Origin of the sequence: Kribbella sp. NBC_00662, assembly GCF_041430295.1 — a bacterium.
GTDB lineage: Bacteria > Actinomycetota > Actinomycetes > Propionibacteriales > Kribbellaceae > Kribbella.
Window position 1 is genome coordinate 1,943,293 of record NZ_CP109029.1, and the last position, 21,775, is coordinate 1,965,067.

Annotated in this window: 19 protein-coding genes; 4 read left to right on the plus strand and 15 right to left on the minus strand. The window is 68.2% G+C overall.

Annotated elements, in window-relative coordinates:
• Positions 1–146 precede the first annotated feature (146 nt).
• The 4 genes from OHA10_RS09810 to OHA10_RS09825 form a co-directional block, all read right to left on the minus strand.
• On the minus strand, positions 147–1,550 hold the full coding sequence (locus OHA10_RS09810; protein ID WP_371405855.1) for a dihydrolipoamide acetyltransferase family protein: 1,404 nt from the start codon (positions 1,548–1,550) through the stop codon (positions 147–149).
• On the minus strand, positions 1,550–2,527 hold the full coding sequence (locus tag OHA10_RS09815; protein WP_371405856.1) for an alpha-ketoacid dehydrogenase subunit beta: 978 nt from the start codon (positions 2,525–2,527) through the stop codon (positions 1,550–1,552). Before OHA10_RS09815 ends, OHA10_RS09810 begins: the two co-directional genes overlap by 1 nt.
• A 3-nt stretch (positions 2,528–2,530) precedes the next feature.
• Positions 2,531–3,694, minus strand: a complete 1,164-nt coding sequence (gene pdhA, locus OHA10_RS09820) for a pyruvate dehydrogenase (acetyl-transferring) E1 component subunit alpha (RefSeq protein ID WP_371405857.1) — start codon at positions 3,692–3,694, stop codon at positions 2,531–2,533.
• Between the two features lie 332 nt (positions 3,695–4,026).
• On the minus strand, positions 4,027–5,226 hold the full coding sequence (locus OHA10_RS09825; protein WP_371405858.1) for a phytase: 1,200 nt from the start codon (positions 5,224–5,226) through the stop codon (positions 4,027–4,029).
• A 180-nt stretch (positions 5,227–5,406) separates the two neighbouring features.
• Between OHA10_RS09825 and OHA10_RS09830 the strand changes: the two genes are divergently transcribed.
• Together OHA10_RS09830 and OHA10_RS09835 are read left to right on the plus strand one after the other, a co-directional pair.
• Positions 5,407–6,345 carry an EamA family transporter gene (locus OHA10_RS09830; protein WP_371405859.1) on the plus strand — a complete coding sequence of 313 codons (939 nt, stop codon included), beginning with the start codon at positions 5,407–5,409 and terminating at the stop codon, positions 6,343–6,345.
• Between the two features lie 526 nt (positions 6,346–6,871).
• Entirely contained in the window at positions 6,872–7,465 is a 594-nt protein-coding gene (locus OHA10_RS09835; RefSeq protein ID WP_371405860.1) for a hypothetical protein, read from the plus strand.
• 646 nt (positions 7,466–8,111) lie between these two features.
• Here OHA10_RS09835 and OHA10_RS09840 read toward each other — a convergent pair.
• Together OHA10_RS09840 and hisC are read right to left on the minus strand one after the other, a co-directional pair.
• Positions 8,112–8,819 carry an SDR family NAD(P)-dependent oxidoreductase gene (locus tag OHA10_RS09840; RefSeq protein ID WP_371405861.1) on the minus strand — a complete coding sequence of 236 codons (708 nt, stop codon included), beginning with the start codon at positions 8,817–8,819 and terminating at the stop codon, positions 8,112–8,114.
• Positions 8,816–9,895, minus strand: coding sequence for a histidinol-phosphate transaminase (gene hisC, locus OHA10_RS09845; protein WP_371405862.1), 1,080 nt, complete (start codon positions 9,893–9,895; stop codon positions 8,816–8,818). Before hisC ends, OHA10_RS09840 begins: the two co-directional genes overlap by 4 nt.
• A gap of 157 nt (positions 9,896–10,052) precedes the next feature.
• Between hisC and OHA10_RS09850 the strand changes: the two genes are divergently transcribed.
• Positions 10,053–10,925 carry a dimethylarginine dimethylaminohydrolase family protein gene (locus OHA10_RS09850; protein WP_371405863.1) on the plus strand — a complete coding sequence of 291 codons (873 nt, stop codon included), beginning with the start codon at positions 10,053–10,055 and terminating at the stop codon, positions 10,923–10,925.
• Here the strand turns inward: OHA10_RS09850 and OHA10_RS09855 are convergent.
• From OHA10_RS09855 to OHA10_RS09865, 3 genes are read right to left on the minus strand one after another with little or no spacing between them, the layout of a single operon-like run.
• On the minus strand, positions 10,914–11,594 hold the full coding sequence (locus tag OHA10_RS09855; RefSeq protein ID WP_371405864.1) for a hypothetical protein: 681 nt from the start codon (positions 11,592–11,594) through the stop codon (positions 10,914–10,916). The two genes, OHA10_RS09850 and OHA10_RS09855, sit on opposite strands and share 12 nt — an antisense overlap.
• Positions 11,531–12,145: an S-layer protein gene (locus tag OHA10_RS09860; RefSeq protein WP_371405865.1), complete on the minus strand. Its 615-nt coding sequence runs from the start codon at positions 12,143–12,145 to the stop codon at positions 11,531–11,533. Before OHA10_RS09860 ends, OHA10_RS09855 begins: the two co-directional genes overlap by 64 nt.
• Positions 12,146–12,166: 21 nt before the next feature.
• On the minus strand, positions 12,167–13,783 hold the full coding sequence (locus OHA10_RS09865) for a phage tail tip lysozyme (protein ID WP_371405866.1): 1,617 nt from the start codon (positions 13,781–13,783) through the stop codon (positions 12,167–12,169).
• 183 nt (positions 13,784–13,966) lie between these two features.
• Between OHA10_RS09865 and OHA10_RS09870 the strand changes: the two genes are divergently transcribed.
• Positions 13,967–14,635, plus strand: a complete 669-nt coding sequence (locus OHA10_RS09870; RefSeq protein WP_130442892.1) for a GntR family transcriptional regulator — start codon at positions 13,967–13,969, stop codon at positions 14,633–14,635.
• A gap of 118 nt (positions 14,636–14,753) precedes the next feature.
• On the opposite strand, the gene OHA10_RS09875 is transcribed toward OHA10_RS09870, so the two are convergent.
• The 6 genes from OHA10_RS09875 to OHA10_RS09900 are packed head-to-tail and all read right to left on the minus strand — an operon-like array spanning position 14,754 to position 21,775.
• Entirely contained in the window at positions 14,754–16,787 is a 2,034-nt protein-coding gene (locus tag OHA10_RS09875) for a hypothetical protein (protein WP_371405867.1), read from the minus strand.
• Positions 16,784–17,998 (minus strand): enolase C-terminal domain-like protein, encoded by a 1,215-nt coding sequence (locus OHA10_RS09880; RefSeq protein WP_371405868.1) that lies wholly within the window; start codon positions 17,996–17,998, stop codon positions 16,784–16,786. The genes OHA10_RS09875 and OHA10_RS09880 overlap by 4 nt, the downstream gene beginning before the upstream one ends.
• The gene (locus OHA10_RS09885; protein ID WP_371405869.1) at positions 17,995–18,762 is read right to left on the minus strand and encodes an SDR family NAD(P)-dependent oxidoreductase; all 768 of its coding nucleotides are present in this window, start codon (positions 18,760–18,762) and stop codon (positions 17,995–17,997) included. Before OHA10_RS09885 ends, OHA10_RS09880 begins: the two co-directional genes overlap by 4 nt.
• 10 nt (positions 18,763–18,772) lie before the next feature.
• Positions 18,773–19,582 (minus strand): carbohydrate ABC transporter permease, encoded by an 810-nt coding sequence (locus OHA10_RS09890; protein WP_371405870.1) that lies wholly within the window; start codon positions 19,580–19,582, stop codon positions 18,773–18,775.
• A complete protein-coding gene (locus tag OHA10_RS09895; protein WP_233714866.1) occupies positions 19,569–20,495 on the minus strand; it encodes a carbohydrate ABC transporter permease in 927 nt (308 codons plus the stop codon). Before OHA10_RS09895 ends, OHA10_RS09890 begins: the two co-directional genes overlap by 14 nt.
• Entirely contained in the window at positions 20,492–21,775 is a 1,284-nt protein-coding gene (locus OHA10_RS09900; protein WP_371405871.1) for an ABC transporter substrate-binding protein, read from the minus strand. Before OHA10_RS09900 ends, OHA10_RS09895 begins: the two co-directional genes overlap by 4 nt.

Sequence of the window (21,775 nt, forward strand, 5' to 3'; positions counted from 1 at the left end):
CGCTCGCCCCCGGCTCACGCTTGGCGAGCGTCCGCAGCACCGGGCCAGGAGGGGTTGGTCAGTGGCTGCGGTGCACTCGAGCCGACCACCGCGAGCACACGAAGGCCCGGGTGGTGGTCCACCCGGGCCTTCCTGCGAGTTGCGGCTCAGAACATCAGCGCGCGGGCCGGGTCCTCGAGGATGCTCGCGACGTCGGAGAGGAAGATCGAGCCCTTCTCGCCGTCGATCAGACGGTGGTCGAACGACAGCGCGAGCGTGGTGATCCAGCGCGGGACGATCTCGTCGTCCACCACCCACGGCTGCTTGCGGACCGCCCCGAACGCGAGGATCGCGGCCTCGCCCGGGTTGATGATCGGCGTACCGGCGTCGACGCCGAACACGCCGACGTTGGTGATCGTGAACGAGCCGCCGGCCTGATCCGCCGGCTGGGTCTTGCCCTCGCGGGCGGTGGCGACCAGGTCGTTCAGCGCCTTGCACAGGTCGGGCAGGGTGAGCGAGTCGGCGCCCTTGATGTTCGGGACGATCAGCCCACGCGGGGTGGCCGCGGCGATGCCGAGGTTGACCGCGCCCTTGTAAACGATCTCCTGCGCCTGCTCGTCCCAGGCCGCGTTGATGATCGGCGTACGACGGGCCGCGAGGGTGACTGCCTTCGCGACGATGAGCAGCGGCGAGACGCGGAGGTCCCGGAACGCCTTGTCGGCCTTCAACCGCTCGACCAGCTCCATCGTGGCGCTGACGTCGACGGTGATCCACTCGGTCACATGCGGCGCGGTGAACGCACTGGCAACCATCGCCTGCGCCATCACCTTCTGCACACCCTTCACCGGCACGCGGGTGTCACCTTGTGCACTCACGACCGGCGCAGCTTCATATTCAACTGCTGCCGGAGCGGCCCCGTGGCCTTCGACATCAGCCCGGGTGATGATGCCACCCGGCCCGGTCGCGGTCACCGCAGCCAGATCAATCCCCAGATCCTTGGCCAACTTCCGCACCGGCGGCTTGGCGAGAACGTGCACCGCTGCACCGTTGCCGCCGGCAAGAGCTGCCGGCGCCTGCGGCACCGGGGTGGAGGTGGGAGCGGCGGCCGTAGCCTGCGCTGCAGCCGGGGCGGTGGCACCCGCGTACGTCGCAGGCGCGCTCGCGGCGGCAGCACCCCCACCAGCCGGAGCCGTTGCGCCGGCCGGCTTGCGGGCTCGGCGTTTGGCTTCGGTGGTTTTGGGGCCGTAGCCGACCAGGACGGCGGTGCGGCCGCCGGATTCTTCGGGCTCGGGGACCGCGGGCACGAGGTCCTCGGGGGAGCCGTCGGCGGAGTCGGTCTGGACCGAGATGATCGGCGTACCGACCGGAACGGTCTCGCCCTCGGGCACCAACAGCTCGGTGATGACGCCGGCGAACGGCACCGGCAGCTCGACCAGGGACTTCGCGGTCTCGATCTCGACGATGGTGTCGTTGAGCTTGACCGTGTCGCCTGGCTTGACCTTCCAGCTGACGATCTCGGCCTCGACCAGACCCTCACCGACGTCGGGGAGGCGGAACTGCTGGATGCCCATCAGTACTCCATCACCCGGTCGACGCCGTCCAGCACCCGGTCCAGGTCCGGCAGGTAGTCGTCCTCCATCCGCGACGGCGGGTAAGGCGTGTCGTACCCGGTCACCCGCAGTACGGGAGCCTCGAGGTGGTAGAAGCACTCCTCGGTCACCCGCGCCGCGATCTCGGATCCGGTGCCGAGCGACAGCGGCGCCTCGTGCACCACCAGCGCCCGCCGGGTCTTCTTGACCGACGCGAAGATCGTCGCGAGGTCCAGCGGCGCGATCGTCCGCAGGTCCACGACCTCGAGGTTCCGGCCGTCCTCGACCGCGGCCTCGGCCGCCTGCAGGCAGGTCTTCACCATCGGGCCGTAGCAGAACAGGGTCGCGTCGGTGCCCTCGCGGACCACCTTCGCCTGGTGCAGCGGCTGCACCGGCGGCACGGACTCGTCCAGCTCGGCCTTCTCGTGGTACCGGCGCTTCGGCTCGAAGAACACGACCGGGTCGTCCGACGAGATCGCCTGCTGGATCATCCAGTACGCGTCCACCGGGTCGCCGCACGAGACGACCTTGAGCCCGGGCACGTGCGCGAACAGCGTCTCCGGCGACTCCGAGTGGTGCTCGACCGCGCCGATGCCACCGCCGTACGGGATCCGGATGACGACGGGCATCTTGATCCGGCCCGCGGAGCGGTAGTGCATCTTCGCGACCTGGCTGATGATCTGGTCGTACGCCGGGAACACGAACCCGTCGAACTGGATCTCGCAGACCGGCCGGTACCCGCGCAGCGCCAGGCCGACCGCGGTCCCGATGATGCCGGACTCGGCCAGCGGGGTGTCGATGACGCGGTCCTCGCCGAAGTCCTTCTGCAGGCCCTCGGTGACACGGAAGACTCCGCCGAGCTTGCCGATGTCCTCGCCCATGACGACGACCTTCGGGTCCTTCTCCATCGCGGCCCGCAGGCCCGCGTTGATGGCCTTGCCGAGAGTGATCTTGGTCATCGCTCAGCCCTCGCCTTCGAACGACGCGGCGTACGCGGCGAACTGGTCGCGCTGCTCGGCGAGCTGCGGCGTCTCCTCGACGTACACGTTCTGGAAGAAGTCGGTGAGGACCGGATCCGGCAGCGCGAGACAGCCGGCCCGCAGCTCGGCGGCGATCTTGTCCGCCTCGGTCTCGACCTCGTCGAAGAAGTCGTGGTCGATCCCGGCGTGCCGGGCCAGGTACGCGTGCACGCGCTCGATCGGGTCCTTGAGCTTCCAGTGCTCGAGGTCCTCGTTGAGCCGGTACTTCGTCGGGTCGTCGGACGTGGTGTGCGCACCCATCCGGTACGTGTACGCCTCGATCAGCGTCGGGCCGCTGCCTTCGCGGGCCCGCTTCAGGGCCTGCTGCGTGACGGCGTACGTCGCGAGCACGTCGTTCCCGTCGACGCGGACGCCGGGGAAGCCGAAGCCGGCCGCGCGCTGGTACAGCGGGATCCGGGTCTGCCGGTCGATCGGCTCCGAGATCGCCCACTGGTTGTTCTGGCAGAAGAACACCACCGGCGCGTTGAACACCGAGGACCAGATGAACGCCTCGTTGACGTCGCCCTGGCTGCTGGCGCCGTCACCGAAGTACGCGATCGTCGCCTCGCCGTTCTCGGGGTCGCCGATCGCGTGGTCGCGCTGCTGCCCCATCGCATACCCGGTCGCGTGCAGCGTCTGCGCGCCGATCACGATCGTGTACAGGTGGAAGTTGTTGTCCTTGGGGTCCCAGCCGCCCTGGTCGACGCCGCGGAACAGGCCGAGCAGCCGCAGCGGGTCGACGCCCTGGCACCACGCGACACCGTGCTCGCGGTACGTCGGGAAGACCATGTCCCGGTCGTTCAACGCCCGGCCGGAGCCGATCTGCGCGGCCTCCTGACCGAGCAGGGATGCCCACAGCCCGAGCTCACCCTGGCGCTGCAGGGCGGTCGCCTCGGCGTCGATCCGGCGGACCAGGACCATGTCCCGGTAGAAGCCCTTGATCGCCTCGTCGTCGAGCTCGAACGAGTAGTCCGGGTGCTCGATGCGCTCACCTTCGGGCGTCAGCAGCTGGACGAACTCGACCTCTTCGGAGGCCTGGGGCGGACTGACCGGCGCCTCCACGGGCGCGAACACTTCCGGGGGAGTCCCCGGCACCGACTCACTCACATGCACTCCTCGGGTTCGAGCGCGGGATCGCCGCGACCGCAACGTTGCACGGGGCCGGCCCGTTTCGCCGGATGAGGCTTTCGCAGGCTGGTCCGCGTGATTCCAGGGGTTGATGCACTGCTGGCAGTGGACCTCCTCACCGGTCTCACTCCCATCTTGCCGGACACCGTACCGACCAGGTGCCTGATCCGCTAACTGTCTGGACTCCGGCGGGTACGGCGGTACCGAAAACGGTCTCAGGATGAGACACCAGTCCACCAACTGGTCCCATCCCAGCGCTCATATTACAGAAATCCGGCGCATCAACGACACGTGTCACAAGTTCGTCTCGATCAGGGCAGTTTCTCCAGCCGGACCAGCTTGAAGTTGGTGCCTTCGCGGTCGCCGTCACCCGGAGTGTTATCTCCGTCATGTACGGCGAACAGCCCGTGCGGGAACCGGGCTCCGAGCGGCTCGGTGGTCACCGCGGCGCCGTCGCTGTGCTGTACGCCGTCGGCCGCGGGACCGTCGACGACCTCGAACCCGGCCCGGTACACCAGCCGGCGTCCGTCCATCCGGTAGCTCGCGAACGTCGAGTCACCCTGGCTGGACGCGTACAGGGTCCGGCGGCCGTGCTCGTACGCGATCGTCAGGCCCTCGGCGTCTGCGCTCAGGTGCTTACCGGCATCCGGGCTGACCGGTCCGGCGGCCTCACACTCCTCTGTCTGCTCGTTGTAGACAGCCTTCTGGCCGAACTCGCGGACCTTCTCCAGCAGTTCCGGCTTCCCGTGCTGCGGGATCCGCCAGATACCCACGTCCTCCTGGGCGGCGTACAGGTCGTTGGTGGTGCGGTCGAACACCATGCCCTCGAGCTGCGGCCGGTCGCCTGGCTCCTCGCAGGGCGCCCAGGTGGTCCCGTTCGACAGCTTGAAGCTCGCCGGCAGATCGACATACCAAACCGTTTGGTATGTCTTCTTGCCGCGGCCGTCCGGCACGAGTCGGAGGAACGCGACGCGGGTCTCGCTCCGCCGGGTCACCGCGACGACAGGTTGACCGTTGATCGAGGTCGCCGCGAGGCCGTACGCCGTGTGCTGGTCCTGCACCTCTTCTCTGTTCTTGCTGAAGACGAGCGGCGCCCGGTCGCTGGTGATGTCGGTGAGGCGGCCGTTCTTGATCGCGTACGTGCGGAGCTGGTCGCGGCCGCGGTCGGTGACGACGGCGACGTTCCCGACAATGTCCACGTTGTTGAAGCGGCCCGGCTCCTGCCCCTCCTCCGGCGCCGGCGGCGTGGCGAACCGCTGCACCTGCTTGCCGGTGAGGTCGAAGACCGTGAGCCCGCCGTTCTTCAGCGTGCCGACTACGACGCTGCGTCCCGGGTTCTTCTGGTCGACCCAGATCGCCGGGTCGTCCGCGTTCGCATCGCCGCCGGCCTCGTCGTCCCAGTTGGGCGCGGTCTCGGCGGCGGCGGTCACCTCCGTCAGTCCACTCGCGTACGCCGGGTGCACCCCGAGCGTCACGGTCAGCGCAGCAACGACTACACCGGCGATCCGCATCTTCGATCTCCTCACGATCACGGCAGTAGCCGCACCCTGCCCCGCGCCGATGGCCTGGCGGGAAACAGCGGATTGCTGGCCGGAAACCGCCTTGCGCGCCGGGTCGGCGAGCCCTAGCGTAAGCATCGTCTGTGCATGACACCCCTGACACACCCCCGCTGACACCGTGAGGAGACTCGGATGGCCGCCTCCGCTCCGGCCGCACCGGTCGGGACCGGATCCCGTCCGGCCTCCGGCGCGATGATCTGGAGCGCGCTCACGGTCGTCTACATCGTCTGGGGTTCGACATACCTTGCGATCCGGGTCGTCGTGGATGCGGACATCCCGCCGATGCTCGGGATGGCGACGCGCTTCCTCACAGCCGCCGTACTGCTGGCCGCAGGCCTGGCATTGAAGTCCGGCTGGAAGCGGCTGCGGATCACCCGGCAGGAGGCGATCGGCGCGGCGACGGTCGGCGTACTGCTGCTTGCCTTCGGCAACGGTGCGGTGGCGATCGCGGAGCAGACGGTGCCGTCCGGCTTGGCGGCGCTGCTGGTCGCGGCGATTCCGCTGTGGCTGATGCTGCTGCGTGTCGGCGGCGGGGAGCGGCCGCGCGCGATGACGTGGGTCGGCGTACTGATCGGGTTCGGCGGGGCGGCGTTGCTTGCGTTGTCAGGTGGCAACACGAGCGCGAAGCCGTTGTCGGTCGCGATCCTCGTCGTCGGCACGATCTGCTGGGCGATCGGTTCGCGGTTCGCGCCCCGGCTCGGCCTGCCGCGGGACCCGCTGGTCACCGCGCTCTACGAGATGATCTTCGGCGGTACGGCGATGGTGCTGATCGGCGTACTGCGCGGCGAGCCGGGGCGACTGCATCTCGATCAGATCGACGGATCGGGGTGGATCGGACTGGCGTACCTGGTCGTGTTCGGATCGCTGCTCGCGTACACGGCGTACTCGTATCTGCTCGCGAACGCGCCGATCTCGCTGGTCGGGACGTACGCGTACGTGAACCCGGCGGTGGCCGTGTTCCTCGGGTGGCTGATCCTGAGCGAGAGCCTGACGTGGCAGATCCTGCTCGGCGGCGCGGTGATCATCGTGGGCGTCGCGCTCGTGGTCACCTCGGAGCGCCGGCGGAAGTAGTACAGCGTCGGAGTACGGCGTTCGACGGCGTCAGGCGGCGTTGGATGGCGTTGGACAAGGAAAGACCCGGGCCCACGAGGGACCCGGGTCTCCCACCGCTGCCGATGCGCGCGGCAGCGGGTCTGACGCCGGTCGCGCCCTGCCCCGAAAAAACACGGCGCGAAACTCCGGCAATGGTTCCAACGATATTCCGGTGGATCGTGCTATTGCCAATTCGGCGACCACCGAGCCCACCGAAACAATCTTCCGATTCACCGGGCATCCGTCACCCGCGCTGACTCAACGACGCACCACGGCCTCGGTTACGGGTGCTTCTGTATCAACTTCCGCTCGCTCTTCCGACCGTGCCGTTGCTGGTAAGTTGCCTGGTCAGCACGGGATTGCTTGCTTTGTCAGGGAACTCATCACCGGACAACTATGTATGCGCCTGCGGCGAAAAAAGTTGACGAAAAAGTTTGTAACCGGTGCTGCCAGGTGTCGTTAGCACTAAGACGAATCCGTCAAACCCGAAAGGAAACCTGGCAAAATGCAGGTAACTCGCAAGATCGTCGCGGCTGCGGCAGTGGCGACCGTCGCCACCCTGGGCCTGGCCACCATGGTGAGCGCCAACGTTCTGGACGACGCGCAGAAGAAGGCTCAGGACACCGGCCTGGCCGACGCGGCATCGGCGGCCAGCAAGGGCTACGACATGGGCCACGCTCGCTGGTGGGGCGTCAAGAAGGACGGCTCCCTGGTCGCGATCGACCGTAACGACCTCGGTGCGGTCCAGGCCTGCCACAACTTCGGTGCCGGCACCGGCATCGGCGGCACCGTGCCGGCCCAGGACATCACCGGCATCGTTGGCTGGGGCAACGACGGCAACAGCGTGACCGCCGTCAAGACCTGCGAGCAGAGCAACGAGCAGAACCGCAAGTGGTACAAGGCCGACGGCAACGGTGTTGTCTCGATCTCCGACAACAAGGTCGGCCCGTGGCAGGTCTGCCACAACGAGATCGACGCCACGGGCATCGGCGGCACCGTGCCGCTGACGAACCCGGTCGGCATCCTCGGCCTGGACAACGACGGCAACTCCGTCGACTCGCTCAAGACCTGCGAGCAGAGCAACGAGCAGAACAACTGACCCTCCCTGGTCAGTGATGCAGGACCCGAACCAGCCACCTCGGTGGGTTGACTGATTCGGAGCAACACGCAACAACCGCGGCGCCGGGAGCAAGCCTCACTCCTCCCGGCGCCGCTCTTTTGTGTACTACGTGCGGAGAAGCGCCCGCGGGTGAGTACAGCGTGCGCCGTGATCACCGGAGGAACTGCCTGACCCCGGAACCGGCGATCGCCGCACAGCCTCGCGTGGCCGACGTGGGACCGCAACCCGCTTGATCGCTCGGGGGGCATGCCGGTCGCCCGACAGATCCGGCGGTAGCCGGTAGGTCCAGCGGTGGCCAGCAGGGTCGAGCGATCATCCGCAGGAGGTAGGCCGGCTCGGTCGCGCGAAGATCACGCGGCGGTCGGCGGCGGGCGGGGGCTCCGAGCCGAGGCCGGCAGGTCCGGCGGTGTTCCGGGAGGGGCGAGCTGGCTCGATCACCACGGACACGCCGATCACGGGGCGGTCGCAGGCGGGTGGCAGCGCGCAACTCCGGCGATAAGCCGGCAACTCCGGCGATAAGCCGGCAAGTCCGGCGATAAGCCGGAAGGGATGCTCCGGGCGATAAGCCCGGGGTTGGACGGGTGCGGCGCGTAGCACCGCGATGGGCTGACCACGCCCGCGCGGGCTACAGGTGGCGGAGGTCTACGCAGGAGCCGTTGGGGAGGTTTCTGGTCAGGAGGGACCAGATGCCGGTGGCGGCGGCTTCGGGGGTGGTGAGGGAGCCGGAGCGCTTGAGGTCGTGGAAGCGGGAGACCGACGGGAACTCCGCCTCGGGGGTGGCGCGGATTTCGGATTGCATGGCGGTGTCGACTACGCCGGGGGCTACGGCGATGACGTGGGAGTTGGCGGGTTGTTCCTGGCCGACGGTGCGGACCCAGTGCTCCACGGCAGCCTTCCCGGCGTTGTACGACGACCAGCCGGCGTAGGCGGTCTTCGCGGCTCCTGACGAGAGCATGATCAGGTGGCGTTCGCAGGTGAGGTGAGCGGACGCGCGCAGGAACGCGGCGCCGAGGACCTGCGGAGCGGCCGAGTTGAGCAGGACCGCCCGCGTGTACGCATCCGGGTCGGCACCGGCCGCGGGACCGATCGGCGTGATCGTGCCGGCGTTGTGGATGAAGATCGCACGGTCGCCGTCGTACTCGGCCAGTTCCTTCGTGAAGTGCTCTTCGACGGCAGCCCAGTCGGCCGGGTTCGAGAGGTCGGCCTTCAGGTGGTTCGGCGTACCGCCGCGGCGGGAGATGTCGATGACGCGGGCGTCCGGGAACGGCACCGCCGCGGCGAGGGCGGCGCCGATCCCGGCCGATGCTCCGGAGATCCAGACGAGCGCGGTCACTGGCGCCAGGCGCGGGCGACGCCGAGGAAGAGGTCGTTGGCCTCGGTCTCGCCGATGGTGACGCGGACGCCGTCGCCGGGGAACGGGCGGACCGAGACGCCCTCGGCCTGCACGGCTTCGGCGAACCTGACGGTGTCGTCGCCGAGGTCGAGCCACACGAAGTTCGTCTCCGTCTCCGGGACGTCCCAGCCGGCTGCCCGCAGTTCACCGACGACGCGGGTCCGCTCGAGGACCAACGCGTCGACCCGCTCGAGGAGCTCCTCCTCGACGGCCAGGGACGCGATCGCGGCCGACTGTGCGACGTAGCTGACGCCGAACGGCAGCGCGCACTTGCGGATCGCGGCGACCACCGGCGGGTGGCCGATCGCGTACCCGACGCGGAAGCCGGCCAGCCCGTACGCCTTCGAGAACGTTCGCATCACGACCACGTTCGGCCGGTCGCGGTACACCTCGACCCCGTCGACGACATCGGCGTCGCGGACGAACTCGCGGTACGCCTCGTCCAGGACGACCAGCACGTTGGACGGTACGACGTCGAGGAACGCGAGCAGCTCGTCCCGGCGTACGACGGGGCCGGTCGGGTTGTTCGGCGTACAGACCAGCACGACCTTGGTGCGGTCGGTGATCGCGGCCTCCATCGCCTTGAAGTCGTGGCGGGCGTCGGCCGTCAGCGGCACCTGGACCGATGTCGCTCCGGTCAGCTGGACCGCGATCGGGTACGCCTCGAACGAACGCCAGGCGTAGACGACCTCGTCACCCTCGGAGACCGTCGCCTGCAGCAGGTGGTAGAGCAGCGCGACCGATCCGGTCCCGACCGCCAGGTCGCTGACCGGTACGCCGAACCGCGCGGACAGCGCGTCGAGCAGCTCGACGCAGCCCATGTCCGGGTAGCGGTTCATCTGGGCCGCGGCCTCGGTCGCGGCGGCGAGCACACCCGGGAGCGGCGGGTACGGGTTCTCGTTGCTGGACAACTTGTACGTCGGCCGGCCGTCGGTGCGCGCCGGCGGACGGCCCGGCTTGTAAGCCGCGACGTCGTCCAGGCAGGCGCGAAAGCGAACCTCGTTGTCAGGGGTCATGCCCGCAGGTTAGTCCTTACGCCACCCGTGAGCCACCCTCTCCGGAGCGACCTCGCGCACACCGTTTGACTACCGGTACGCCGAGCCTCAAACTGACTGATTGTCGGACAATCAGGGGATCTGGCAATCAGGTCTCACCGTAGTCAGGAGGGTGTTCATGGGACAGCCGCTGGAGTGGGGTCGTCGCTATCTGATGGTCCGGCCGGACCACTTCCGGATCGACTACGTGATCAACCCGTACATGTCGACGCAGGACCAGCCGGACCCGGCGCTGACGCTCAAGCAGTGGGACTCGCTGCGGCAGGCGATCGTGGAGGCCGGCGGCGAGGTCGAGGTGCTGGAGCAGCGCCAGGACTCCCCCGACATGGTGTACGCGATGAACCTCGGGCTGGCGGCGGCGGACGGTCGCGCGATGCTCTCCCACATGCGCTTCGAGCCACGCCGCAAGGAGTCGCTGAGCGCGGCGGAGTGGTTCACCGGGCACGGATTCCGGCTCGACCGGACCGGCGGCGAGGGAGTCGGGCCGCACTTCGAGTCCGGAGACGCGTTCGTGTTCGGCGACAGTCTGGTCGTCGGGTACGGGCCGCGGACCGAGGCCGACGCGCTCAAGCACCTCGCGACCGGATGGAACGTCCGTGTCCGCGGTCTGCGGATCGCCCACGAGGGCATGTACCACCTGGATCTGCCGTTCTGCCCGGTGGACAGCACGCACGCGATGGTCTACCCGCCGGCCTTCGACGCGGCCGGCCAGGCCGAGCTCTCCGGCATCGTCCCCGACCCGATCGTGCTCACGGACGAGGAAGCCTTCGCGTTCAGCGCGAACTCGATCGTCGTCAACAGCACGATCATCATGCCTGCGTGCTCCCCGCGCCTGCACGCGATCCTCACCGACCTGGGCCTGCGAGTAGTCGTGCTGGACCTGTCCGAGTTCCACAAAGGCGGCGGGTCGGCCCGTTGCCTGACCAACCCACTGGACTTCCCGCTGGACGACATCACCACCCCCGGCGGAGAGCTGGTCCTACCGGTCTGATCGCGCGTCGGCAGCTGCGAGCCCAGCACGCATCGACTCCCGCACCGCCGGCTCCCAAGACCCGGTGTTGGCGAGCGGGAGTTCTGTCATGAACCGCCGCTCGGCCTCGGGGATCCGAGCAACGACGAGGTCAGGGTCAGAGACGACGGTCGCGTAGAGCTTCGGACCGTCGGCGGAGAACAGGTCTGCGATGACCAGTCTTCCGTCGGCGGTCCGCATCACGTTGTCCGGGTTGTCGTCCAGCGGTCCGCACCAGGGCAGCTCGCGCTGAGCACGCTCGTGGACGCGACGAACTACGTCCGCGAGGTCGGCAACCTCCGGCGCACGCGCGGCGATGGCGTCGTGGAACGCGGCGGCTTCGGCCTCGGGGACCGGCTCGAGGGGTTCCATCAGCTGCAGGTCGCCGCCGCCGATCAGGCGGTGGTGGGCGAACAGCTCCGGCACCTGGCGGGTGTACGACGCCTCGCGGTACAGCGCGGCGACGTACGGGCCGGCGGGATCGAACGGGCTGATGCGGGCCACCGTCGTACCGTCCGGGGACCGGAGTGCGATCGCCCAGTCGCCGACGCCGCAGCGGGTCCAGCCCGCGGCAAGCAGCTCCTGTTCTACTTGCCGGTGGTCCAGATCAGGTCGAGGGTGGCCGGGTCCCAGCCGTAGCCTTGGATCCATTGGTCGGCTTTTTCTCTGCCCTGGGGGCCGTAGACCTCGATGACGACCGAGATCGCCTCGGGGTTGGTGGGGTCGGTCTTGGACTTGGTGTACGTCGCCTCGAAGCCGTCGCCGACGTACGGGAGCTGGCTGAGGATCGGGTACTTCTGCCGAAGCCTCGCCTGGGTCGCGTCGTACTGCCGGCCGGCCTCGGCCTCGAGCTTGAGCTCCTGCTCGGGGTTGTTCTTGGCCCACTCGCGACCCTCGGCGCTGTTGGCGTAGAGGTACATCTTGACGGCCTGCCGATCGCCCTCGGCGGTGAACGTCATCGAGTAGCTCTGGAAGCCCCGGCGCTCACCGTCAAGGGTGTGCCGGCCGGCCTTCACCTTGATCTCGCCGTTCGCGGGGATCTCGTGACCGTCGAGCTTGAGGGTCAGGTCGTTCGGGATGGACTCCACGGTGAGGCTCGTCCGGGAGCCGCCCCGGAACAGCAGGATGCCACCGACCAGCACGACGACGACCGCCAGCGCGACCACGCCGATGAACAACGGCCGTCGGTTCTCCTCCAGCATCAGCTGCTCCCGTTCCTTTCCTCAGTCCTTCGGTACCGGCGCGCTCTTCAGCCGGTAGACAGTGAACTGCCCGCCGACGCCGTACAGGTGACCGGCCTCCGGCACGTGGTCGCCGAGCGAGCCGGACGCCGCGTTGTACCCGCCGCCTTCCTTGCCCCACGGACCGACGTACAGGTACGTGTGGCCGGGACCGTTCAGGATGTCACCCGGTTTCATCCCGCCCGGTGGTTCACCGTGCCACCAGTCGTACTTCCCGGAGGACTCGAGGTACGTGCGCTGCACATCGGTGCCGACGTTCGGGTACTTCGGGTCGGCGCCGCTCATGTGCATCACCGTCGCGACGAACCGCCCGCAGTCACTGTACGGAGTCTGGCCGCTGGCGCCGTCGTTGTACTTCGCCATCGCCTGGACGAACTCGGGCTTGGCGAGGCTGGCGTCGGTGCCGTTGTGACCGCTCTCGGGCCAGGCCAGGTTCTTCGCGACCTCGGCGATGTTGCCGCTGCCGGCGCCGCAGCCGCTCGTGTCGCCGCCCTTGCCGACGGCCGGAGCCGACCCGCCGAAGGTGTTGAGCACGTGCTCGGCGTTCGCCTTGCGCTCGGCGTACCGCGGGTTGTTCGGGTTCTCGTAGCCGGCGAAGCGCTCGAACTGGCCGCCGAACGCGACCGCGGCCGCGTCGACAGAGGTGGCGGCCTTGACCGCGTCACCGGCAGCCTTCTCCGAGAGCGGCGGCTTGCCGAGGAGTTGCTTGTGCAGGAAGTCCAGCTGGTAGGCCAGCGAGCCGATGACGTCGTCGCCGACCCCGGCATCGCGGGACGGGTTGATCATCTTGGACGCCGGCGTCCACTGAACGATGCCCCAACCGCCCGAATACCCCAGCACGTCCGCGGGCTTGGTCACCGTGCCCGGTGCCGTGCCCTGCTTGCGGCCCGGCTCGACGCTGGACTCGCTGATCATGTTGCCGACGATGCCGGCGGCCTGCTCCTTGGTGTATCCGTTCTGGACGAAGAAGTTGAAGGCCTTCTGCTGGTTGTTCGCGCCGCTCAGGTCACCGTTCAGGCAGGTGCAGCCGCTGTCGCCGGAGTCGGAGGTGTCGAGCTCGAACGGGTTCTTGTCCGGCTTCTGGGTCTCCCAGTCGGCCGGGTCGTCCTTCTTCTCGGCCTTGTTGACCCACATCTCCCAGTGGATGTGCGGGCCGACCAGACCGGGAGCGACCTCGTTCCCGCTGCCGGAGGTGCCGATCACGTCGCCGCGCTTGACGTCGGCGTTCAGGGCGACGCTGATGGTCTTGAGGTACGTCGTCCGCGTCTCGACGTCCTCGCGGCGGATCCGGACCTCGCCGTCGGAGGCCTTCACGACCTTGCCGTCCTGCGAGGCGTAGACCTTGCTGCCCTCGTCGACCTTGAAGTCGTAGCCCTGGTGCGGGGCGACGGCCAGCGGCTCGGTCCAGTCGACGTCGATCTTCTGCGAGTCGGTCGGGTAGGCGAACAGGCTCTGTTCGGTGGCCTGCTGGGCGCACTGCGCCTCGGCCGTGTCCATCCCGCCCAGGACGCCGAGCAGCATCAGCAGAACGATCAGCAGCGGGAGCAGCAGGATCAGCCCGATCGCGCCGAGGATCGGCAGCACTTTGCTGTCTCCCACGTTGTGCTCCTCGCTCACTCGAGTGGACTCCCGCGCCGGTCCGCGAAGAGGGGCGGCCACTGAGGGAAATGCTGCCCGAAAACCGGGTCATCATGTCGGAAGTTATCCACAGGCACGCGGCCGGGGTGGTCCACCAGCCGGGTCGCGCGCGACAACGGACCAGGTGTGGACGAGAATCACACCATGTACGAACGGCTGCGGGTGGACCGCTCGACCACTGTGGACCGGGTGGTCGACGCGCTGCGTGCCGCGCTGTTCGCCGGCGACCTCGAGCCCGGTACGCCGCTGCGCGAGCAACCGCTCGCGGAGGCGCTGGGGGTCGCCCGGAGCACGATCCGCGAAGCGATGACGATGCTGGTCACCGAGGGCCTCGCGGTCCGCGAGCCGAACAAAGGCGTCAGCGTCGCGATCCTGCACCCCGACGCGGTGGCGGACATCTGCCGGGCCCGGTTCGTGCTGGAGTCAGCCGGGATCCGGGCCTGGTTCGACGCCGACGAGGCGGCCCGGGAGCGGGTCCGCGAGGCGATGCGGGTGTTCGCCGCGACCGCCAAGGACGGCGCCGATCCGGAGGCGCTGACCGAGACCCACCTGGCTATCCACCGCAGCCTGGTCGCGCTGACCGGCAGCGAGCGGCTGATCGCCACCGCCGACTCGATCACCGGCGAGGCACGACTGGCACTGGCCCGCGTGGACGCCCTGCGGCAGGACGCGCGCCAACAGGTCGCGTCCCACCGCAAGCTCATCCGGTTGCTGGAGCGCGGCGAGCTCGACGAGTGCGTCGACGAGCTCCGCCGTCATCTCGAAGGCGCCCAGGAATCCCTCCTGGAAGCCATCGCCATGCCACCCGCCTGATCCCATTTGAGGGGTTGGCCCCGCAGGTTGTGGGTTCGGCCCCGAGAATCCCGGGGGTCAACCCACCATCGCAGGGGCCGACCCCTCAGATGGGGAGGGGAGGGGAGGGGAGGGCAGGTCAGGTGAGGCCGTCGGCGGTGACGGTGTAGGTGGTGGAACCGACCCGGAGGCCGGTCAGACGCGCGTCGGGGTCCAACTCGGCGACCTGCGGGTTCGCCGTCACCGTGCCGTCCAGGGCAACCTCGATGCCGAAGATGCCCTCCAGAACAAGGCTGACCCAGGCGCCGGACGACGAGCAGGACCAGTCGATCAGGTACGGGAACTGTGGCGGGGACTTGGCCGCTCCACCGGCCATCGCTGGCTGCGCCTCCTCGACGAAGTGCGCCTGCCCGCACGGTCCCTGGTTGGCGGTCTTCGCGAGACCCGGGAGCCAGTCGAGCAGTACGTCGCCGCGGCCGAGTGCGAAGAGCGCACGACCCGCGTCCGCCGGCCACGCCGGATACGCACCGTTCCATTGGTGGTCCGGGCGCACGCTGAAGGCAGCGTCGGTGTCGTACGGCGAGAGCGCGCGCATCCACGTCGGTGTCTGCAGCTCCTTCTGGAAGAACGACACCATCTCCGCACACTGCGCCTCGGACAGGTCGTCCGGCATCGTCGTACCGATGAGGTTGAAGTCGTAGCAGTGCCGTACCGGTACCAGCGAGCCGTCTGGCTGCCGTGCGTTCCAGAAGCCCTTGCCCTCGACGTACAGCTCGTTGACGTGGCCGGCCTGCGTCGACGCCTCCTTACGCAGCAAAGCGGCACGGTCGGAGTCACCGGAGCGGTCCGCGATCTCAGCGGCGACTCGCATGCACCACACGTTCGCAGCGTTGAAGCTGGCGACCTCGTGCACGTAGCTGCTCACGCACTCCAGCAGGTTGTCGATGCCGCCGTAGTCGGCCAGCGCGTGCTCACCACGCAGACCGCGCCAGGCGGTCGCCCAGTCATGCACGTGCTCGCCCACTGCCTTCGGACCGACAGTGGCATCCAGGAACGCCTCGTCGCCGGTGAAGCGTACGTAGTCGCGAACCAGTCGGGTCATCGCGAAGTCGTTCACCGAGTACCACTGCCCGACCGGTCCGCCGGTCAGCCACTCGGTGCCGAAGTGCTCGTGGATGTCGAGGTCGATCCAGTGCTCGATGTGCTTCCGCATCGGCTCCGGGTCCAGCAGCGCATGCGTCAACGACGACAAGCTGTAGTCCCAGATGAACGTCGTCGTCTGCCAATAGCGTGGCATCAACGTGTCGTACGTCCGCCCGAGCACACTGGCCGGGTTGTCCCGCCGGAACCAGATAACCCCGAGCACACCCCACCAGTACAGCTTCTGCAGCGCCTCGTTCGACGTCTCCAGAACGGGCAGGGACCCGCTGAAGCCCTCACTGGAAGGGTCGAACGCATCGGCCAGCGCCACGTCCCACATGCTCTCGGCCACAGCGAGCACCGCGGGTACGTCGGCCACGCACACGTCGAAGTGCTCCGTTGCCTCCTCCAACGACCCCGCCAGCACATGCACATACGACAACCGCGCCTCACCGGATCCATCCAGCTGCACAGTTGCCTCGAGCATCCCCCTGTCCACAGTGCTCGGCACATCAACACCCTGCACACTCACAGCTGATGCGGACTCGCCGGTGCCGACAACCCGACCATCGACAACCGACAACGTGTTGGGCTCGGACGGCGGCTCCGGGCGCAGCCAGCCGTCCGGTGAGCGCGTCGCGGTGCTCTCCAACGCGAACCCCAGCCGCACGGACCGCCCCGCAGCGCCGGACAGCTCCAGCCGTACGACGACAGCCGGCCGCCCCGGGGCGCAGGCGGTGGTCGTGCGGATGTGGAGACCGTCGACGGTGGTTGAGCGTACGACGCAGTCCGGCCGCCACACCACCTCCACGGTTCCGCCGTACGAGCGCGCCAGCCGGCCGTCGACGTACAACTGCGCGGTGATCGTGTCGCCGTGTGAGTACGGCGGGAAGTTCACACTGCGGATCGCGACGACGTCGTGGTCGACCTGCGCCGTACCGAGGAAGTTCGTCAGCCCGGGCGGGTTGAACATGTCGTCGTACGTGTGCGTGAGGACGTCGCTGGCCAGGTCGGCGGAGCGAGGGATCGTCATGAGGGGTCGGCCCAATCGGTGTTCGGCAGCAGGGGGTACCAGTCCGGGCGCGCCGGATCGCGGTCGTACGGATAGGGGCCGAGTTCGCGGAACAGCTCTGCGTACTCGGCCAGCTTGTCGCGGTCCAGCTCGACGCCGAGTCCGGGTGCGTCCGGTACGGCGATCGCGCCGTCGACGTACGGAAGCTTGCCGCCGGCAATGATGTCGTCGCGCAGGTGGTGATAGTGCGCGTCCGCGGCGAACGACAGGTTCGGTACGACGGCGCCGAGCTGCAGCATCGTGGCCAGCTGGATGCCAAGCTCGCCCGACGAGTGCACTGCCACGCCGAGCTGGAAGGTCTCGCAGACGCCGGCCGCCTTGATGCACGGCCGGATCCCGCCCCAGAACGTGGTGTCGAGCAGGATCACGTCGACCGCGGGATCACGCACGTTGGCGGCCAGCTGCTCGAAGTTCACCACCACGGTGTTGGTGGCGAGCGGGATCGGGGTGTTCTCGCGGACCCGGCGCATCCCGTTCAGACCCCAGGTCGGGTCCTCGAGGTAGTCGTTGTCCAGGTCCTCGATGCCGCGCGCGAACCGGATCGCCTCCTCGACGCTGAAGGCGCCGTTCGGGTCGAACCGCACCCGATGCCCGGGGAAAGCCTCGGCCAGCGCACGGAAGCACTCACGCTCGTAGTCGGGCGGGAACACCCCACCCTTCAGCTTGTGCACACTGAACCCGTGCTCGTCGACGAGCTCCCGCGCATGCGCGACCAACTGCTCCGCGGTCCGGATCTCGCCGGTGCCGCCGTCGTTCGGGTGCCGGAAGAACAGGTAGCTCGCGAACGGCACCGTGTCCCGCACCTTGCCGCCGAGCAGCTCGTGCACGGGCACGCCGAGCTCGCGACCCTGCAGGTCGAGGCACGCGAACTCGATTGCCGCCAGCAACTGAGTGCGGTTGTTGTACAGGCTGGCGGTCGGGTTGGCGAGCATCCAGCGCAACGCCTCGGTGCGGGCCGGGTCGTGCCCGAGCAGGTACGGCTTCAACCCGGCGACCGCGGCCTCCGCACTCTGCCCGCCGCCACCCATCTCGCCCAGGCCGATCAGCCCGTTGTCGGCCTCGACCTCCACCACGGTCCGTACGAAGCGTCCCCAGTGCGCCCCGTTGCTGTGCCGTAGCGGTGCCTCGAGCGGCACGGTGACCGTGGTCGCGCGTACGTCGACGATCTTCACTTCGCGCCCTCCGGCAGTACGACGGGCAGACCCGCGGTCAGTCCGCCGTCCACCTTCACGTCGGCACCGGTCATGAACGACGCGGCCGGCGACGACAGGAAATAGATGACCTCGGCAACTTCTCCCGGCGTCGCGACGCGGCCGAGCGGATGCGATCGCCCCCACTCGGCGACCACGTCGTCTGTCGACCGCTCACCACCGAACTGCGCCGCGGACGTCCGCAGCATCGGTGTGTCCACAGAGCCCGGACAGACCGCATTCACCCGGATCCCGTCGTCAGCATGGTCCACAGCCATCGCCCGCACCAGGCTGAGTAGCGCGCCCTTCCCCATCGAGTAGGCCGCGACGCTCTTCTGCGCCGCATACGCCTGCACCGAGGCGACCACCACAACACTCCCGCCGCGCGGCAACTTGGGCACGAACGCCTGGCAGGCGAAGAACACGCCTCCGACGTTCACCGCCATCACCTCGTCGTAAACGGCGTCCGGCGTGTCCACAACGGTCCCGTACCGCTGGACTCCCGCGGCACAGACCAGCGCATCGACGGGTCCGACCTCCGTGGCGAGTGCGGCAAGGGCCGCGCGGTCGGCAACGTCGACGGCACGCCCGGTCACGAGCTCACCGAGCTCAGCCTCCAGGGCACCCAGCGCGGCGGCGTCCCGGTCGAGCGCGACCACTCGATCCCCCGCGGCGACGAACCGTTCGACTGCACCTCGTCCGATCCCGGCGGCACCACCGGTGACCACGACTGTGCGGCTACTCATACACGTCCTTTCAGAACTGACCGAGGGCCAGGCCCCGGGAGAAGAAGCGTTGGGCGGCAAGGAACAAGATGACGGTGGGCAGCGAGACGAGGAGACCGCCGGCCAGCACGGTCGGCAGCGACGCGCCGCCGTACGTGCTCTGCAGACCCGTCAGCGCGGGCATGATCGGCCGGACCGAATCCGACTGGCTCAGGGTCAAGCCGAGCAGAAGGTCGTTCCACACGAAGGTGGCCTGCAGGATGAAGATCGCGGCGAGCGCGGACCCAGCCATCGGCAGGTAGATGCTGCGGAAGATCCGGAACAGCCCGCCGCCGTCGACCACCGCGGCCTCGAACACACTCCGCGCGATACCGGTGAAGAAGTTGCGCATGACGAACGCCGAGAACGGCACGCTGATCGCGGTGTAGACGATGATCATCCCGACCCGGGTGTCGTACAGCCCGGAGTTCGCGTACCCGGAGAACAGCGGCATCAGGATCATCTGCAGCGGGAAGATCGTCCCGCCGAAGATGAACACGAACCACAGGAACCCACGCTTCAACCGCAGTACGACGATCGCGTAGCCGGCGGCCGCGCCGATCAGGACCGCGAGCACCGGCGCGATCACGCTGTACATCGTCGTCGCCACCAACGTGTCGCCGAGCGCGGCCTTGCTCCACGCGTCCCCGAAGTTCGAGAAGAGCGCGAATCCGGCAGGCTTCCAGACCGTCTTGGCGTCGTACCCGTCGACCGGCTTGGACGCGTTCACGATCAGCAAGTAGACCGGCGCGAGCCAGATCAGCCCCAGGACGACCAGGAAGGGAGTCTTAACCCTGCTCACGGGCATCCCCCAACTGGTAGCGCAGGTACAGGATCGATGCCGCGAACGTGACCAGGCTGAGGAACAGCGCGATCGCCGCACCCTGGCCGTAATCGTTCAGCACGAAAGTCTCCTTGTACATGGACAGCGCCAGCGTCTCGGACGACGTACCGGGACCGCCCTGCGTCATCACCCACACCACATCGAACGTCTTCAGGCTGCCGACGATCGACAACCCGATGACCACCGTCGTGATCGGGCGGAGCTGCGGCCAGAGGTGGTGGCGGAACAGACTGAAGCCCTCCGCACCGTCCAGCCGCGCTGCCTCGAGCGGCTCGCCCGGGATCGACTGCAACCCGACCACGAACAGCAAGGCGTTCACACCGGCTGCCTGCCAGGTGACAGCCACGATCATCATCAGCGTGTTGCCGGGACCGGCCTGCAGCCAGCCCGTGTGAGCACCTGGCAGCCCGAAGAACCCGAGCGCCTGCCCCAGTGCGCCGTCGGGCTGGAGCACGAAGCCCCAGATGACACCGACAGCCACACCGGAGATCGCGTACGGCAGCAGGAACGGCAGCCGCAGCCACGTGCCCCACTTGTGTCCATAGGTCAGTACTGCGATCAGCAGCCCGAGTACTACGGGCAGGGTCACCATCCCGACGACCCACAGCAGCGTGTTGACGAGCGCCCCGGTCAGATCGGGGTCGCTGAACATCGCCTTGTAGTTCGCCAGCCCGGACCACACCGGCGACGCCAGTCCGTCGTACTGCGTGAAGCTGACGTACGTCGTCCACAGGAACGGCAGGTACAACAGCAGTGCGACCACGCCGGCGGCAGGCAATCCGAACAGCGGCGCCATCCGGGCCCCGGTCCGGTCCGGGCGCTGCGTGCTCGCCCGGACCTTCACCGGTGGCCGTTCGATCGTTGAAGTCACTTCTGCTTGGCCCAGTACGCGTCCGCCTCGGCCTGGATCTTCTGCAGGCCCGGCATCGGGTCACCCGGCTTGGTCACGAACGCGCCGAACACCTCGAGCGCCTTGTTCGCGACAGGTACGGGCGTCGCCTCGAACCACCGGTTGATCAGCCGGTACCCGTCACCGCCGACGTCCTTGTTCAGCGCCGCCAGACCTGGGTCCTTGACCTCCGCCTTCGGGTTGAACGACAGGTCGCCACGGGAGTTCGCCCACGCGGTCTGCGCTTGCGGCGTGACCCACCAGTCGGTCCACTTCTTCACCGTCGACGCGTGGTCGCTCGCCGCGGCCGAGCACACCGGTCCGGTCTCGAAGATCATCGAGGTCTTCGGCAGCGACGGGTTCACGTTCGGGATCACGAAGAAGTCGTAGTCGGTGCCGGCCTTCATCTTCAGCGTGTTCAGGTTGCCGCTGAACCAGGTGCCGAAGTTGATCATCGCGACGTCGCCGTTCTTCAGCTGCGCCTGCGGCTCGGTCTTCGAGCCCGGGTCGCTGAAGTCTCCGGCGTCGATCATCTTCTTCCACTCGTTCATCACGTCGACCACACCGGGGTCGGTGTACTTCGCCTGGCCGGCCGCGAGCTTGTCGTACAGGTCGGGGTCCTTGCCCGCGAGCAGCGTCTCGAACCAGACGAACGAGAACAGGATGTTGGTCTGGTAGAACGGCTTCACGCCGATCGCCTTGACCTTGTCCGCGACCTGGGTCAGCTCGGCCCACGTCTTCGGCGTCTGCGTGATACCGGCCTTCTTGAAGACGGCCTTGTTGTAGTACATCACCCAGTAGCCGGCGTTCAGCGGCACGCAGTACTGCTTGTCGCCGTAGGTGAAGTACTGCTTGAGCTGCTCCGGGATGTTGCCGTCAGCAACCGCCTTGGTCCACTGGTCGGTGGTGTCGGCGACGAGCTTCTGGTCCACCAGATCCTGAAGCTCCTTGCCGGTGTGCCAGGTGAACAGGTCCGCCTTCTCCTTGGTCCGGAACGACGACCGGATGAACGCGGTGTACGTGTTCGAGTCGGAGTACCCGACCGGCTCCATACCGACGCCGATGTCCTTCTTGCTGGCCGCGCCGACCTGGGTGAAGGCATCCTTCCAGCCACCCTTGTCGTTGTAGAACTTCAGCGAGTCGACCGGCTTGTCCTCGCCCTTCTTCGGAGCAGCCGCCCCGCCGCCTCCACAGGCGGACAGCGCGAGCGCGCCGGCGATCACCAGGGCAGCCAGCGCCTTCCGGTTGGTCTTGCGTTGCAT

Coding starts and splice junctions, on each gene's coding strand:
- OHA10_RS09810 (WP_371405855.1), bottom strand. CDS start 1,550: ATGGGCATCCAGCAGTTCCGCCTCCCCGACGTCGGTGAGGGTCTGGTC.
- OHA10_RS09815 (WP_371405856.1), bottom strand. CDS start 2,527: ATGACCAAGATCACTCTCGGCAAGGCCATCAACGCGGGCCTGCGGGCC.
- OHA10_RS09825 (WP_371405858.1), bottom strand. CDS start 5,226: ATGCGGATCGCCGGTGTAGTCGTTGCTGCGCTGACCGTGACGCTCGGG.
- OHA10_RS09830 (WP_371405859.1), top strand. CDS start 5,407: ATGGCCGCCTCCGCTCCGGCCGCACCGGTCGGGACCGGATCCCGTCCG.
- OHA10_RS09835 (WP_371405860.1), top strand. CDS start 6,872: ATGCAGGTAACTCGCAAGATCGTCGCGGCTGCGGCAGTGGCGACCGTC.
- hisC (WP_371405862.1), bottom strand. CDS start 9,895: ATGACCCCTGACAACGAGGTTCGCTTTCGCGCCTGCCTGGACGACGTC.
- OHA10_RS09850 (WP_371405863.1), top strand. CDS start 10,053: ATGGGACAGCCGCTGGAGTGGGGTCGTCGCTATCTGATGGTCCGGCCG.
- OHA10_RS09855 (WP_371405864.1), bottom strand. CDS start 11,594: ATGGATCCAAGGCTACGGCTGGGACCCGGCCACCCTCGACCTGATCTG.
- OHA10_RS09860 (WP_371405865.1), bottom strand. CDS start 12,145: ATGCTGGAGGAGAACCGACGGCCGTTGTTCATCGGCGTGGTCGCGCTG.
- OHA10_RS09870 (WP_130442892.1), top strand. CDS start 13,967: ATGTACGAACGGCTGCGGGTGGACCGCTCGACCACTGTGGACCGGGTG.
- OHA10_RS09875 (WP_371405867.1), bottom strand. CDS start 16,787: ATGACGATCCCTCGCTCCGCCGACCTGGCCAGCGACGTCCTCACGCAC.
- OHA10_RS09885 (WP_371405869.1), bottom strand. CDS start 18,762: ATGAGTAGCCGCACAGTCGTGGTCACCGGTGGTGCCGCCGGGATCGGA.
- OHA10_RS09900 (WP_371405871.1), bottom strand. CDS start 21,775: ATGCAACGCAAGACCAACCGGAAGGCGCTGGCTGCCCTGGTGATCGCC.